At 57.8% G+C, this 14,979-nt stretch carries 13 protein-coding genes; 8 read left to right on the top strand and 5 right to left on the bottom strand.

Going from position 1 to position 14,979, the window contains the following annotated elements; translation table 11 throughout:
- Positions 1-4: 4 nt before the first annotated feature.
- Both selD and WFM45_RS09615 read right to left on the bottom strand, forming a co-directional pair.
- Positions 5-1,048 (bottom strand): selenide, water dikinase SelD, encoded by a 1,044-nt coding sequence (gene selD, locus WFM45_RS09610; protein WP_016927479.1) that lies wholly within the window; start codon positions 1,046-1,048, stop codon positions 5-7.
- A 157-nt stretch (positions 1,049-1,205) separates the two neighbouring features.
- Positions 1,206-1,757 (bottom strand): NAD(P)H nitroreductase, encoded by a 552-nt coding sequence (locus WFM45_RS09615; RefSeq protein WP_033632868.1) that lies wholly within the window; start codon positions 1,755-1,757, stop codon positions 1,206-1,208.
- Positions 1,758-1,917: 160 nt separating this feature from the next.
- Here WFM45_RS09615 and sppA point away from each other — a divergent pair, with 160 nt between their 5' ends.
- From sppA to WFM45_RS09635, 4 genes are all read left to right on the top strand, one after another.
- Positions 1,918-3,774 (top strand): signal peptide peptidase SppA, encoded by a 1,857-nt coding sequence (gene sppA, locus WFM45_RS09620; protein WP_082996723.1) that lies wholly within the window; start codon positions 1,918-1,920, stop codon positions 3,772-3,774.
- A 93-nt stretch (positions 3,775-3,867) separates the two neighbouring features.
- Complete coding sequence (ansA, locus tag WFM45_RS09625; RefSeq protein ID WP_336955335.1) at positions 3,868-4,884, top strand: asparaginase; 1,017 nt, start codon at positions 3,868-3,870, stop codon at positions 4,882-4,884.
- A gap of 22 nt (positions 4,885-4,906) precedes the next feature.
- Entirely contained in the window at positions 4,907-5,539 is a 633-nt protein-coding gene (gene pncA / locus WFM45_RS09630) for a bifunctional nicotinamidase/pyrazinamidase (protein ID WP_033632866.1), read from the top strand.
- 233 nt (positions 5,540-5,772) lie between these two features.
- Positions 5,773-7,050, top strand: a complete 1,278-nt coding sequence (locus WFM45_RS09635) for a glycoside hydrolase family 18 protein (RefSeq protein ID WP_103085345.1) — start codon at positions 5,773-5,775, stop codon at positions 7,048-7,050.
- A 42-nt stretch (positions 7,051-7,092) separates the two neighbouring features.
- Here WFM45_RS09635 and WFM45_RS09640 read toward each other — a convergent pair whose 3' ends face one another.
- Together WFM45_RS09640 and msrB are read right to left on the bottom strand one after the other, a co-directional pair.
- Positions 7,093-7,365 (bottom strand): YeaC family protein, encoded by a 273-nt coding sequence (locus WFM45_RS09640; RefSeq protein WP_004932218.1) that lies wholly within the window; start codon positions 7,363-7,365, stop codon positions 7,093-7,095.
- 63 nt (positions 7,366-7,428) lie between these two features.
- The gene (gene msrB, locus WFM45_RS09645; protein ID WP_004932219.1) at positions 7,429-7,842 is read right to left on the bottom strand and encodes a peptide-methionine (R)-S-oxide reductase MsrB; all 414 of its coding nucleotides are present in this window, start codon (positions 7,840-7,842) and stop codon (positions 7,429-7,431) included.
- Positions 7,843-8,190: 348 nt separating this feature from the next.
- Between msrB and gapA the strand changes: the two genes are divergently transcribed.
- Entirely contained in the window at positions 8,191-9,186 is a 996-nt protein-coding gene (gapA, locus tag WFM45_RS09650; protein WP_016927474.1) for a glyceraldehyde-3-phosphate dehydrogenase, read from the top strand.
- Positions 9,187-9,380: 194 nt separating this feature from the next.
- Positions 9,381-10,256: a D-hexose-6-phosphate mutarotase gene (locus WFM45_RS09655; protein ID WP_021503854.1), complete on the top strand. Its 876-nt coding sequence runs from the start codon at positions 9,381-9,383 to the stop codon at positions 10,254-10,256.
- Between the two features lie 94 nt (positions 10,257-10,350).
- Here WFM45_RS09655 and WFM45_RS09660 read toward each other — a convergent pair whose 3' ends face one another.
- Entirely contained in the window at positions 10,351-11,115 is a 765-nt protein-coding gene (locus tag WFM45_RS09660; protein ID WP_015378103.1) for a MipA/OmpV family protein, read from the bottom strand.
- Positions 11,116-11,541: 426 nt separating this feature from the next.
- On the opposite strand from WFM45_RS09660, the gene yeaG reads away from it, so the two are divergent.
- Together yeaG and WFM45_RS09670 are read left to right on the top strand one after the other, a co-directional pair.
- Complete coding sequence (yeaG, locus tag WFM45_RS09665) at positions 11,542-13,476, top strand: protein kinase YeaG (protein ID WP_004932230.1); 1,935 nt, start codon at positions 11,542-11,544, stop codon at positions 13,474-13,476.
- A 132-nt stretch (positions 13,477-13,608) separates the two neighbouring features.
- A complete protein-coding gene (locus tag WFM45_RS09670; protein WP_004932234.1) occupies positions 13,609-14,877 on the top strand; it encodes a YeaH/YhbH family protein in 1,269 nt (422 codons plus the stop codon).
- The last annotated feature ends 102 nt before the right edge of the window (positions 14,878-14,979 follow it).

Here is a 14,979-nt window from a genome sequence, read left to right on the forward strand (position 1 = left end):
GACACTACACAACCTCGATCAGCGGTTTACCTGCCTGTGCGGCATGCAGCTCACCGATAGGATTGAGCGTGATGCCATGCTGCTCGGCAATCGCCAGCACCTGCGCCTGCGCCTCAGGCAATACCGCCAACAGCAAACCGCCGGAGGTTTGCGGATCGCACAGCAGCTGACGCTGCAAATCGCTCATCTCGCCCACCAGATGGCCGTAGCTGTCGAAGTTGCGCCCGGTGCCGCCCGGCACGCAGCCCTCGGCAATATACGCCTCGACGTGCGGCAGCTTCGGCACCCGATCGAACCAGACCGTCGCCTGCAGACCGGAACCCTGGCATACCTCGCTCAGGTGGCCCAGCAAGCCAAAGCCGGTGATATCGGTCATCGCCGTGACGCCCGCCACTTCGGCAAAGTCGGCGCCCGGCTTATTCAGGCGGCACATCACGTCCGTCGCCAGCCCTTGATGTTCAGGGCGCAGCTTGCTTTGCTTCTCGGCGGTCGTCAGCACGCCAATGCCCAGCGGCTTGGTCAGATAGAGTTGCGCCCCGGCCTGTGCGGCGCTGTTCTTTTTCACTCGCTCGGTGTTGACCACGCCAGTGACCGCCAGGCCGAAGATAGGTTCCGGCGCATCGATGGAATGGCCGCCGGCCAGCGCGATCCCCGCCTGCTGGCAGGCGAAACGTCCGCCGTCGATCACCTGCTGCGCCACCTCCGGCGGCAGTTTGGCGATTGGCCAGCCGAGAATGGCGATCGCCATGATCGGTTTGCCGCCCATGGCGTACACGTCGCTGATGGCGTTAGCGGCGGCGATACGGCCGAAATCGAACGGATCGTCGACGATCGGCATGAAGAAGTCGGTAGTGCTGATGATGCCGACGCCGTTGCCGATGTCATACACCGCCGCGTCGTCGCGGGTTTCATTGCCGACCAACAGACGCGGATCGACAAATTTTTCCCGCTCGCTGTGCAAGATGGTTTCGAGAACTTTCGGTGAGATTTTGCAGCCGCAGCCAGCGCCATGGCTGTACTGGGTTAAACGGATCGCTGGCGATGTCATAGTCCACTCCCTTCGGTAACGGCACTCAAGATAACATAGGGTAGCGCTTGCCGAGGGGATTGATAAGAGCGCGCCGCGGATAAGCGAGCGGCCTGCTCAGAAACCATGCAATTTTGCGGGGTTTGGCGCATTTTCGCCGCACCCCGTTGGAAAAAACTTAGAAATAGCTGACGAAAGGCGTGCTGTCCGGCGGCGTCACTTTGGTGGCGGCCTTCAGCTGCGGCGTGCCCAGGTAGAGGAAACCGACGATCTCATCCTGCTCGCGGCAGCCGAAGGCTTCGCGCACCAGCGCATGCTCGGTCCAGGCGCCGGTGCGCCAGATGCCGTTAAAGCCCTGCGCCAGCGCCGCCATCTGCATCGCCTGCACGGCGCAACCGGCGGAAACCACCTGCTCCCAGCGCGGCACCTTGGTTTCCTCAGTGCAATGCGCGATGACGGTGATGATCAGCGGCGCGCGGAACGGCGCCTTGGCGGCTTTTTCAATCGCCGCTTCGTCCAGCCGATCCTGCTTCGCCGCCGCCTGCAGCAGCTGGCTGAAGCGCTCCAGACCCTGATTCTCGATCATCACGAAACGCCACGGCTGCAGCGCGCCGTGATCGGGCGCACGCAGGCCCGCGTTGATGATATTTTGGCGCACTTCCCCCGCCGGCGCCGGTTCCGCCAGGCGCGAAGCCGAGCGGCGATTCAATAAAAGATCCAGAGCATCCATTGTAAACTCCTGATAACAATTTTCATTCCGGCCACGTTAACATAGCTAAACGACGAGTTACAGCCTCGGCGATAGCGTCCGTGTGCCACGATTTAAAGCTGACATTTACCCGGCCGCTCATTAGGATAGCGGAACATTCTCGACTCTTGTTGGAGAGCACATGCGCACATTGTGGCAAATTTTTGCCGGCATTTTCCGGTGGACATGGCGTCTGCTGAATTTTATCAGGGAACTGATCCTTAACCTGTTCCTGGTCTTGCTGATCCTGGTTGGGGTTGGCATCTATCTGTCCTTCCAAAGTTCCTCCACCTCGGCGGCCCCGGCGCGCGGCGCGTTGCTGGTCGATTTAAGCGGCGTGGTGGTCGATCAGCCTTCGGTAAACAACCGGGTGCGGCAATGGGGCCGCGAACTGTTGGGCGCCTCCAGTAGCCGCCTGCAGGAAAACTCGCTGTTCGATGTAGTCGACAGTATCCGCAAGGCCAAAGACGACAAAAACATTACCGGCATGGTGTTGCAGTTGAATGACTTCGCCGGCGCCGATCAGCCGTCGCTGCGCTATATCGGCAAAGCGCTGCGCGAGTTCCGCGACAGCGGCAAACCGATCTTCGCCATCGGCGACAGCTACAACCAAACGCAATACTACCTGGCCAGCTACGCCAACAAGGTCTACCTGTCGCCGCAGGGCGCGGTCGATCTGCACGGTTTCGCCACCAACAACCTGTACTACAAGTCGTTGCTGGACATGCTCAAGGTCACCACCAATATCTTCCGCGTCGGCACCTATAAATCGGCGGTCGAACCGCTGATCCGCGACGATATGTCCCCGGCGGCGCGCGAAGCGGACAGCCGTTGGATCGGCGGCCTGTGGCAGAACTACCTGGAGACCGTGGCCGCCAACCGCCAGCTGACGCCGCAGCAGCTGTTCCCGGGCGCAGCCGGCGTGCTGAGCGGCCTGCAGGCGGCCGGTGGCGACACCGCCCGCTATGCGCTGGACAATAAGCTGGTGGATGAGCTGGCGTCGCGCACCGCGATCGAAAATCAGCTGGTCAAGACCTTCGGCTGGGACAAACAGGCGAACGATTTCAACGCCATCAGCATCTACGACTATCAGCCGAAGCCGGACGCCAACCAGGGCGGCAAGATCGCCGTGGTGTTCGCCAACGGCGCCATCATGGACGGCCAGCAGACGCCGGGCAACGTCGGGGGGGACACCACCGCCGCCGAGCTGCGCCAGGCGCGTCTGGATCCGGCCGTCAAGGCCGTGGTGTTCCGCGTCAACAGCCCAGGCGGCAGCGTCAGCGCGTCCGAAGTGATCCGCTCCGAGCTGGCCGCCGTGCGCGCCGCCGGCAAACCGGTGGTGGTGTCGATGGGCGGCATGGCCGCGTCGGGCGGCTACTGGGTCTCGACGCCGGCCGACTATATCATCGCCAGCCCGAGCACCCTGACCGGTTCTATCGGCATTTTCGGCATCATCAATACCTACGAGAAAACCCTGGATACGCTGGGTGTGCACACCGACGGCGTGGCGACCTCGCCGCTGGCCGATATCGCGGTCACCAAGGCGCTGCCGCAGGAGTTCTCGCAGATGATGCAGCTGAATATCGAAAACGGGTATAAGAACTTCCTCGATCTGGTCGCCAAATCACGCAAGATGACCCCGCAGCAGGTTGACAAAATCGCACAGGGCCACGTCTGGCTCGGCAGCGACGCCAAGGCCAACGGCCTGGTCGATCAGTTGGGCGATTTCGACGACGCGGTGAAGAAAGCCGCCGAGCTGGCAAAGCTGCAGCAGTGGCAGCTCGACTGGTTCGTCGATACCCCAAGCCTGAGCGATATGGTGCTCAGCCAGTTTGGCGTTTCCATTCACGCCATGCTGCCGGCCGCGATTCAGGCCATGCTGCCCGCCCCGCTGGCTTCGGTCGCCAACGCGGTGAAAGAACAACCGGGCTTGTTCAATAACCTGAACGATCCGCAAAACCGTTATGCGATCTGTCTCACCTGCGGAGAAGTCCGCTAACAAATAATTCTGCAGCCCGGCCACCGCCGGGCTTTTTTTCTGCCGCCATGTCCCTATAATTCAGCCCATCTTATCTTTGTTAAAATCATAACCATGCAAAAGAAATCCATTTACGTCGCCTACACCGGCGGCACCATCGGCATGCAGCGTTCCGATCACGGCTACATCCCGGTTTCCGGCCACCTGCAGCGCCAGCTGGCGCTGATGCCCGAATTCCATCGGCCGGAGATGCCGGATTTCACCATTCATGAATACGCGCCATTGATTGACTCTTCTGACATGACGCCGGAAGACTGGCAGCACATCGCCGACGACATCAAGCAGAACTACGATCGCTACGACGGCTTCGTGATCCTGCACGGCACCGACACCATGGCGTTCACCGCCTCTGCGCTTTCCTTCATGCTGGAAAACCTGGCCAAACCGGTGATCGTCACCGGCTCGCAGATCCCGCTGGCGGAGCTGCGCTCCGATGGCCAAACCAACCTGCTCAACGCGCTGTATCTGGCGGCCAACCATCCGGTGAACGAAGTCAGCCTGTTCTTCAACAACAAGCTGTTCCGCGGCAACCGCACCACCAAAGCGCACGCCGACGGCTTCGACGCCTTCGCCTCCCCGAATTTGCCGCCGCTGCTGGAAGCCGGCATCCACATTCGCCGCCAGCAAGGCATCGACAGCCCGGCTTGCAACGGCGCGTTGCAGGTGCATGACATCACGCCGCAGCCGATCGGCGTGGTCACCATCTATCCGGGCATTTCCGGCGCGGTGGTGCGTAATTTCCTGTTGCAGCCGGTCAAGGCGCTGATCCTGCGCTCCTACGGCGTCGGCAACGCGCCGCAAAAGGCCGAGCTGATCGACGAGTTGCGTGCGGCCTCTGAACGCGGCATCGTGGTGGTCAACCTGACGCAGTGCATCTCCGGGCGCGTCAATATGGAAGGCTACGCCACCGGCAACGCGCTGGCGCATGCCGGGGTGATCAGCGGTTTCGACATGACGGTGGAAGCCGCCCTGACCAAGCTGCACTATCTGTTGAGCCAGCCGCTGACGCCGGAACAAATCCGCGCCCGGATGCAGCAAGATCTGCGCGGCGAGCTGAGCATCAACGGTTAACCTACTGAACTCTGGAGCGGCGATGAAAACGGCCCTGTTGTTGATCGATCTGCAAAACGATTTCTGCCCCGGCGGCGCGCTGGCGGTCACGGAGGGCGACGCCGTCATTCCGGTCGCCAATCAGGCGATCGCCGCCTGCCTGGCGCGGGGCGAGCCGGTGGTGGCCAGCCAGGACTGGCATCCCGCCAATCACCGCAGCTTTGCGGTGAACTCCCATGCGCAGGTCGGCACCCTCGGCCAGCTGGAAGGCCTGCCGCAGGTGTGGTGGCCGGTGCACTGCGTGCAAGGGAGCCACGGCGCCGATTTTCATCCTCAATTGCAGCGGCAACACATCAATGCCGTTTTTCGCAAAGGGCAGGATACGAGCATCGACAGCTACAGCGCGTTCTTCGATAACGGCCACCGGGCGCAGACCGAACTGCACGGCTGGCTGCACTCGCAGGGCGTCCGGCGGCTGGCGATCATGGGCCTGGCGACCGACTACTGCGTGAAGTTCAGCGTGCTGGATGCACTGGCTGCCGGCTATCCGACGCAGGTGATCGTCGACGGCTGCCGCGGCGTGAATCTGCAGCCGGGCGACAGTGAACGAGCGCTGCAGGACATGGCGCGCGCCGGCGCACAGCTAGTTACCCTGTCACAGTTTCTCGCCAACTAAATCCTCTCGGGCGCCACCGGCGCCCTCTCTACGCAGCGGCGAAATTATCGACGCCGCTCACAATACCACCTTTCTTCTTCCCCAACGGCTTGTGACCGGCAGGCGCTTTTGCTGTTATGGCTGCGACGCTTTTGGCGTCAATCGGTTATACGCATCCGGGGCCCACTGAACCCGGCTTTATTGTGCCCGCCCCTGGCGGTACGGTCGGCCTTGCCGACCACAAGGAGACAGACATGAAAATAACCCGAAAACTGCTGCCTTTGCTGGCGGCGGTGCAGTTGTCTATGGCCGGCGCAAGCACGGCCCAGGCGGCCTATCTCTCCGTCGGCTACTTCAACGGCGGCGGCGATGTCACCGCCGGCCCCGGTGGCGACATCGACAAGCTGGACGTGACGCAAATCACCCATCTCAACTATTCGTTCGGCCTGATCTACAACGACGAGAAAGACGAAACCAATGCGGCGCTGAAAGACCCCGCTCGCCGTCACCAGATCTACCTGTCGCCGAAAGTCACGGCCGATCTGCAACGTCTGCCGGTGCTGCGCAAACAGAACCCCGAGCTGAAAGTGCTGTTGTCGGTCGGCGGCTGGGGCGCACGCGGTTTCTCCGGCGCCGCCGCCACCGCGGAAAACCGGGCGATATTCATTCGCTCCGCGTTGCAGGTGATCGCACAGTACCGGCTGGATGGGATCGATCTGGACTGGGAATACCCGGTAAACGGCGCCTGGGGTTTGGTGGAAAGCCAACCGGCAGACCGCGACAACTTCACCCTGCTGCTGAGAGAGCTTCATCAGGCGCTGGGTAAAGGCAAGCTGTTAACCATCGCCGTCGGGGCCAACGTCAAAAGCCCGCAGGAATGGGTCGATGTGAAAAGCATTGCCCCTTACCTCAACTACATCAATCTGATGACCTACGATATGGCTTACGGCACGCAGTACTTCAATGCCAACCTGTACGATTCAACGCGTTGGCCAACCGTAGCCGCCGCCGACCGCTACAGCGCCGATTCCGTGGTAAAACATTATCTGGCCGCCGGATTAAAACCGGCGCAGATGAACCTGGGTATCGGTTTCTACGGCCGGGTGCCGAAACGAGCGACCGAGCCGGGCATCGACTGGGACAAGCCGGACGCCGCCAAACATCCGGTGACGCAGCCTTATTTCAGTGCGCGAGAAACCGCTCTGTTCCGCACGCTGGGGTTGGATCTCAGCAAAGACACTTACTTTAAATACCGCGATATCGTCAGCAAATTGCTCAACGATCCGCAGCAGCGTTTCCGCGAGCACTGGGATGACGCCGCCAAAGTGCCTTACCTGACGCTGCAATCCGCCGAAGGCAAACCGCTGTTCGCTATCTCCTACGAGAACCCGCGTTCGGTGGCTATCAAAGCCGAGTACATCAAAAGCCGGGGATTGGGGGGAGCGATGTTCTGGGAGTACGGCGCGGACGACAATAACCGGCTGGCGCAACAGCTGGCGGAGTCGCTGGGAATAAAAGGCGAGAAACGGTAAATCGACGGGGCGATGGCGACATCGCCCCGCTTTAGGGACAGCTTACTGCGGTTTAAGTTTGACCAGCGGCTCGGCAACAAACTGCTGCTTCAGTTCTTGCTTGCTCTTCATCACGATCTGTCCGTCGGTGCCGATGCTCATGTGCTGCGGATCGACGTTATTCATCGACTGCCACAGCATCACCGCCTGCAGGCTGTTTTCCTTCTGCTCAGGCGTCAGCGCCACGCCGTCCGGCCACTTGCCAAGCTCAACCGCCTGCACCAGGCGCTGGTATATCTCGGGCGTCATCGCCGCAATCAGATCTTTCACGTCCATCAGAGCCCTTCTCGCTTACAGATGAATAATTAGCTGAATCGATTTTGTTGATTAAATTACCACTTAACCGGCCGTTTGGTCGCCATTTTCGCCATCGGTGAAACTCAACGAGGCGGAGTTGACGCAGTAGCGGTCGCCAGTCGGCTGCGGGCCATCAGGGAAAACGTGCCCCAGATGCGCGTCGCAGTGGCCGCAGCGGATTTCAACACGATGCATATTATGTGAATTATCATCAAGATAACGGATTGCATCGGCGGAAACCGGCTCATAAAAGCTCGGCCAGCCGCAGCCGGAATCGTATTTGGTTTCGGAATAGAACAGCGGCTGGTTACAGCACAGGCAATGGTACACGCCCTCGCGCTTGTTGTGCAGCAATTTGCCGCTGAACGGCGCTTCGGTGCCACGCTGTTGCGTCACATAACGTTGGATTTCATTCAGTTCCGTGACCGGATGACCGGGGGTTGTCTCTTTAGCCATTTGTGCTTATCTCTGAATGTGGATAATGTCAACGAAAACAATGATTAATAATAACAAAAAATTAACACCGCTGCAGGGGTTTTTGGCCTAAACTGTAGCCCATAAAGGCCACGTCACGATGATATGTGATAACGATCACACATCTTGCGTATGCTGACTTTATACTTGGCGGCTTGTCCCCATATAACGGATGAGGCCGAGCGCAAATGGACTGTGCAATAAGCGTGCAAAACCACCCTTCCGGTTTGACTTGCCGCAAGTATTGACACGATTCCGCTTGACGCTGGGTAAGGTTTTTGTAATTTTACAACCAACCTTTTATTCACTAACAAATAGCTGGTGGAATATATGACTATCAAAGTAGGTATCAACGGTTTTGGCCGTATCGGTCGCATTGTTTTCCGTGCTGCTCAAGAGCGTTCTGACATCGAGATCGTTGCAATCAACGACCTGTTGGACGCAGAGTACATGGCTTACATGCTGAAGTATGACTCTACTCACGGCCGTTTCAACGGTACGGTAGAAGTTAAAGACGGCCACCTGGTTGTTAATGGCAAAACCATCCGTGTTACCGCAGAGAAAGACCCGGCTAACCTGAAGTGGAACGAAGTGGGTGTTGATGTGGTTGCTGAAGCGACCGGTATCTTCCTGACCGACGAAACCGCGCGTAAACACATCACCGCCGGCGCTAAAAAAGTGGTTCTGACTGGCCCATCCAAAGATGCGACCCCAATGTTCGTTCGCGGCGCCAACTTTGACAAATATGCCGGCCAGGACATCGTGTCCAACGCCTCTTGCACCACCAACTGCCTGGCGCCGCTGGCTAAAGTCATCAACGACAACTTCGGCATCGTTGAAGGCCTGATGACCACCGTTCACGCCACCACCGCGACTCAAAAAACCGTTGATGGCCCGTCTCACAAAGACTGGCGCGGCGGCCGCGGCGCATCCCAGAACATCATCCCTTCTTCTACCGGCGCAGCGAAAGCGGTTGGCGTGGTTCTGCCAGAGCTGAAAGGCAAACTGACCGGTATGGCGTTCCGCGTACCGACGCCTAACGTGTCCGTTGTCGACCTGACCGTGCGTCTGGAAAAACCGGCTACCTACGAAGAAATCAAGAAAGCCATCAAAGACGCCGCTGAAGGCTCTATGAAAGGCGTTCTGGGCTATGTTGAAGACGACGTGGTTTCCACCGATTTCAACGGCGAAGTGCTGACTTCCGTGTTCGATGCCAAAGCCGGTATCGCACTGAACGACAACTTCGTGAAACTGGTTTCCTGGTACGACAACGAAACCGGCTACTCCAACAAGGTTCTGGATCTGATCGCTCACATCTCCAAGTAATGGCATGATGTTAAGCTGATAATGAGGGCGACATTTTTTTGTCGCCCTTTTTTTACCCGTCATCTTTCGAGTCACAGCGTTGTTCGCTGCACACACTCACCTCAGTCACTGTCTAAGCATGCGCCTGAGGGCCTGGTTGTGACCCGAAAGCTAATAGGGTCCATTTCTATCTCCGGCAAACAATAGGTCATGAAATGAACGAGAAAATTTTCACCCTGCCCGTTTCCGAACAAATTTCTCCTTATATCAGCCAGCGGCAACTCGATGAGCTGGGCGTGGTTGTGGTGTCGCACCCGAAAGTGCGCGCGGCCGTCGCGCTGCAAGGCGCGCATTTGCTGGCCTGGCAGCCCAGCGGTGAGCAGCCGGTGATTTGGCTCAGCAACAACACGCCTTTCGCCACAGGCAAGGCCATCCGCGGTGGCGTGCCGATCTGCTGGCCGTGGTTCGGCCCGGTGGCGCAACCCTCCCACGGCTTTGCCCGCAACCAGCCCTGGAGCCTGACGGCGCACGATGAAGATGAGAACGGCGTCATCCTGACCTTTACGCTGAAAGACAATGAGCAGACCCGCAAACTGTGGCCGCACGCCTTCACGCTGATTGCTCGCTTCAAGCTGGGTGAAGAGTGCGAGATCGAGCTGGAATCGCACGGCGATTATCAAGCCACGGCGGCGCTGCACAGTTACTTCCAGGTCGGCGACATCGATCGGGTCAGCGTGGCGGGCCTGGGCGAGCCTTATATCGACAAGGTGGCGGGCGGCGCAGAGGCGCATCAGACGGGTGAAGTGACATTCATCGGCCAAACCGACCGCGTCTATACCCGCCCGGAAGCTTTCAGCCAGATCCGCGATCCGGCACTCGCTCGCACCATCGAGGTTCACCACCATCATATGAGCGACGTCATCGCCTGGAACCCCGGCGTGGAACTCTCCTGCAGCATGGGGGATATGCCGAACGACGGTTACAAGACCATGGTCTGCATCGAGACCGGGCGCGTCAGCAAACCGCTGGTCGCTGCCGGCGAGCAACCCGCCCGTTTGGGTGTCACCTTCCGCAGTCGTAAGAAGGCCTGAGGAACCGTGCGCGGAAGCGCACTACAGATGTGCAAAAGGGGCGCCAGCGCCCCTTTTTGATGCACGACACGCACGATAATTGTGCAATGCGTGATTAGAAGGTGTAGCTCACACCCGTCATCAATAAACCGGTGTAAGATTTATCCACCATCGGGCTGTCTTTCACTTCATCCGACAATTTCACATAGCGGCCGACGAAGAAGGCGTTCCAGCTTTTGTTGATCTGATAATTGGCGCTCAGCTCGAGATACGGAGCCCAGCTATCGCCAGGGGTGTAGCTGTCCAGGCCGCTGCGGCGTGATTCATTGGCGCTGACGCCGTAGTAATATTTGTTCTGGTTCTTACTGTTCCACATCACGCCCACGCCCGGGACCAGCGTCAGCGCGTCCAGATCAAACTTGTACAGATAAGCGACATCGCCCACCAGCCCGTTGCTGTTGTTCAGCGTGTCGCCGGTGAACGTGGTACGAAGGGTGCCCCACTCTGCGTTGTGTGAATAGGCCAGGCCGGCCATCAGCGTGCCGCGACGCTTGTCGAGACGCTTCATGCGATCGTCGTCGCTGTCGCCCGGACGGTAGCCCCATGGCGTGTAATACCCCATGATGCTCAGCTGATTTTCTTGATCTTTCCACAGGTAGTAACCGGCGGTCAGAGTACGGAAGTAGAAGTCGTCACCTTCATAGTCGATGACGGGCACCGGATAAACGCGGTCCTGATAACCGCGATACGCGTCCGGGCTAACCAGCGCGGCAGCACCGAGTGACCAGGTCCCCGCCTGAGCACTTTGCGCACAAACCATTGCGGAAGCGATAATTGCTAGCGTTTTGAGTTTTGAAATCTTCACTGGTTCTTTTTCCATAAATTACAGGGTTAATAGCCGCGATAGTTTATGTGAAAATTTAGTTGCGCGCCTAATCTTTACAAAGGAAAACGACCAAGATCGAATAACTTATAGCGGAATTATGAATTAATCATGGCGGAACGATGACGTTTTATCCCGCAGGCCGCGCCAGACAAGGCATTTGGTTATCCCGGCAATAACTGAGTCATTGATATGACTTAAAAAAAGCTTTTTCTACGGCAGGAAATTTTCCGGCAAGCAAACTAAGCTTAAATCAGAAGGTGAATTTATCCTGGGCCCAGTGGCATACAGCGCAACTCGCGATAATAAGCGCACCAAGTTGGCATACGGGTTGCTGTACTCAGGCGTATTCTCATCTTTCGGGAGCCAGAACACTATCACACGCTCTCTTTAACCTGTGCTAATAACGAAAGGACGGGCATCATGAACATATTTGACCACTATCGCCAGCGCTACGAAGCTGCCAAGGACGAAGAGTTCACACTGCAGGAATTTCTTACCATTTGCCGGCAAGATCGCAGTGCCTATGCCAACGCGGCCGAACGTCTGCTGATGGCTATCGGTGAACCTGTGATGGTCGACACTGCACTAGAATCACGCCTGTCGCGCCTGTTCTCCAACCGCGTGATCGCACGCTATCCGGCCTTCGAAGAATTCTACGGCATGGAAGAGGCCATCGAACAGATCGTCTCTTACCTGAAGCACGCCGCGCAGGGCCTGGAAGAGAAGAAACAGATCCTTTACCTGCTGGGCCCGGTAGGCGGCGGTAAATCCTCACTGGCAGAACGCCTTAAAGCGTTGATGCAGCGCGTGCCCATCTACACCCTCAGCGCCAACGGCGAACGCAGCCCGGTCAACGATCATCCGCTGTGCCTGTTCAACCCTCAGGAAGATGCCTCAATCCTGGAAAAAGAGTTCAACATCCCAAGTCGCTATCTCGGCACCATCATGTCGCCGTGGGCGGCGAAGCGCCTGCACGAGTTCGGCGGCGATATCACCAAGTTTAAAGTCGTGAAGGTGCGCCCTTCCATCCTGGAGCAGATCGCCATCGCCAAAACCGAACCGGGCGATGAGAACAACCAGGACATCTCGGCGCTGGTCGGTAAAGTGGACATCCGTAAGCTGGAGAACCACGCGCAGAACGATCCGGACGCCTACGGCTATTCCGGCGCACTGTGCCGCGCCAACCAGGGGATTATGGAATTCGTCGAGATGTTCAAAGCGCCGATCAAAGTGCTGCATCCGCTGCTGACGGCGACTCAGGAAGGTAACTACAACGGCACCGAGGGCATCTCCGCCCTGCCGTTCAACGGCATTATTCTGGCGCACTCCAATGAATCCGAGTGGGTGACCTTCCGTAACAACAAGAACAACGAAGCGTTCCTCGACCGCGTGTACATCGTCAAGGTGCCTTACTGTCTGCGCGTGTCGGAAGAGATCAAGATTTACGACAAGCTGCTGGATCACAGCGAGCTGACTCACGCGCCCTGCGCGCCGGGCACCCTCGAAACGCTGGCGCGCTTTAGCGTGCTGTCGCGGCTGAAAGAGCCGGAAAACTCGAGCATTTACTCGAAAATGCGCGTGTATGACGGCGAAAGCCTCAAGGATACCGATCCGAAAGCCAAGTCCTATCAGGAGTACCGCGACTACGCCGGGGTTGACGAAGGCATGAACGGCCTCTCCACCCGTTTCGCCTTTAAAATCCTCTCGCGGGTATTCAACTTCGATCACGCCGAGGTGGCAGCCAACCCGGTGCACCTGTTCTATGTGTTGGAGCAGCAGATCGAACGCGAACAGTTCCCGCAGGATTTGGCCGAGAAATACCTCGAACATCTGAAAGGCTATCTGATCCCGAAATACGCCGAGTTTATCGGCAAAGAGATCCAGACCGCCTATCTGGAATCCTACTCGGAATACGGACAGAACATTTTTGACCGTTACGTGACCTACGCGGACTTCTGGATCCAGGATCAGGAGTATCGCGACCCCGACACCGGTCAGCTGTTCGACCGCGAGTCTTTGAACGCCGAACTGGAGAAAATTGAAAAACCGGCCGGTATCAGCAACCCGAAAGATTTCCGCAACGAAATCGTGAACTTCGTGCTGCGCGCCCGCGCCAACAACAACGGCCGCAATCCGAACTGGACCAGCTACGAGAAGCTGCGCACCGTGATCGAGAAGAAAATGTTCTCCAATACCGAAGAGCTGTTGCCGGTGATTTCATTTAACGCCAAAACCTCGACAGACGAGCAGAAAAAACACGACGACTTCGTCGACCGCATGATGGAGAAAGGCTATACCCGCAAGCAGGTGCGCCTGTTGTGTGAATGGTATCTGCGGGTCAGAAAATCCTCATAACGCCTCAGGTAAGCGGCATTATCAGGGCCATGTCCACAGTCATGGACGTTGCAGCGCAGCCCAAGGAGGGGCTTACACATTGCGCTGTCGCGACCGGGACATGAAGAGTTGGCAACGTCGTTTGGGGGAAGTATGGCCTATTTCATTGACCGACGGCTGAACGGCAAAAACAAGAGCATGGTGAACCGCCAGCGCTTCTTGCGCCGTTACAAGTCGCAAATCAAACAGTCGATTGCCGAAGCCATCAACAAGCGTTCGGTCACCGACGTAGACAGCGGGGAGTCGGTCTCCATCCCCACTGACGATATCAACGAACCGATGTTTCATCAGGGGCGCGGCGGCACACGCCATCGTGTTCACCCAGGCAATGACCACTTCGTGCAGAACGATCGCGTTGAGCGGCCTCAGGGCGGCGCAGGCGGTGGCGGCGGCCAGGGCAACGCCAGCCAGGACGGTGAAGGCCAGGATGAATTCGTCTTCCAGATCTCCAAAGACGAGTACCTCGATCTTTTGTTCGAGGATCTCGCCCTGCCCAATCTGAAAAAGAATCAGTACAAGCAGTTGACCGAGTTCAAAACCCATCGTGCCGGCTATACCGCCAATGGCGTGCCGGCCAACATCAGCGTCGTGCGTTCGCTGCAGAATTCGCTGGCGCGACGAACCGCCATGACCGCCGGTAAAAGACGCGCGTTGCACGAGCTGGAAGATGCGCTGACCCAGTTGGAAAATACCGAGCCGGTGCAATTGCTGGAAGAGGAGCGGCTGCGCAAGGAAATTGCCGAACTGCGCAAGAAAATCGAAAGCGTGCCGTTTATCGATACCTTCGACCTGCGCTACAAAAACTATGAGCGCCGGCCGGAGCCCTCCAGCCAGGCGGTGATGTTCTGCCTGATGGACGTGTCCGGCTCGATGGACCAGGCGACCAAAGACATGGCCAAGCGTTTTTACATTCTGCTCTATTTGTTCCTGAGCCGAACCTATAAAAACGTCGAGGTGGTCTACATTCGCCATCACACCCAGGCGAAAGAGGTGGACGAACAGGAGTTCTTCTATTCGCAGGAAACCGGTGGCACCATCGTTTCCAGCGCGCTGAAGTTAATGAATGACGTAGTCGAAGAACGTTATGACCCGGCGCAATGGAATATCTATGCCGCGCAAGCGTCGGACGGCGACAACTGGGCCGACGATTCACCGCTGTGTCATGAGCTGTTGGCGAAAAAGATCCTGCCGATGGTGCGTTATTACAGCTACATAGAAATCACTCGCCGCGCTCACCAAACGCTGTGGCGCGAATACGAGGATCTGCAGGCGAAATTCGACAACTTCGCCATGCAGCATATCCGCGAACCGGACGATATCTATCCGGTATTCCGCGAACTGTTCCGTAAACAGACCGTGTGAATAACGCCGCGTGAATGTCACCACAGCCGGAAAGCACCGTTTTCCGGCTGTTTCTTTTTCGCATTATACATTTGCAAAACCCATGTTTATTTTTTAAACAAT

Origin of the sequence: Serratia sp. KG1D (genome assembly GCF_037150675.1) — a bacterium.
Taxonomy (GTDB): Bacteria; Pseudomonadota; Gammaproteobacteria; order Enterobacterales; family Enterobacteriaceae; genus Serratia; species Serratia nematodiphila.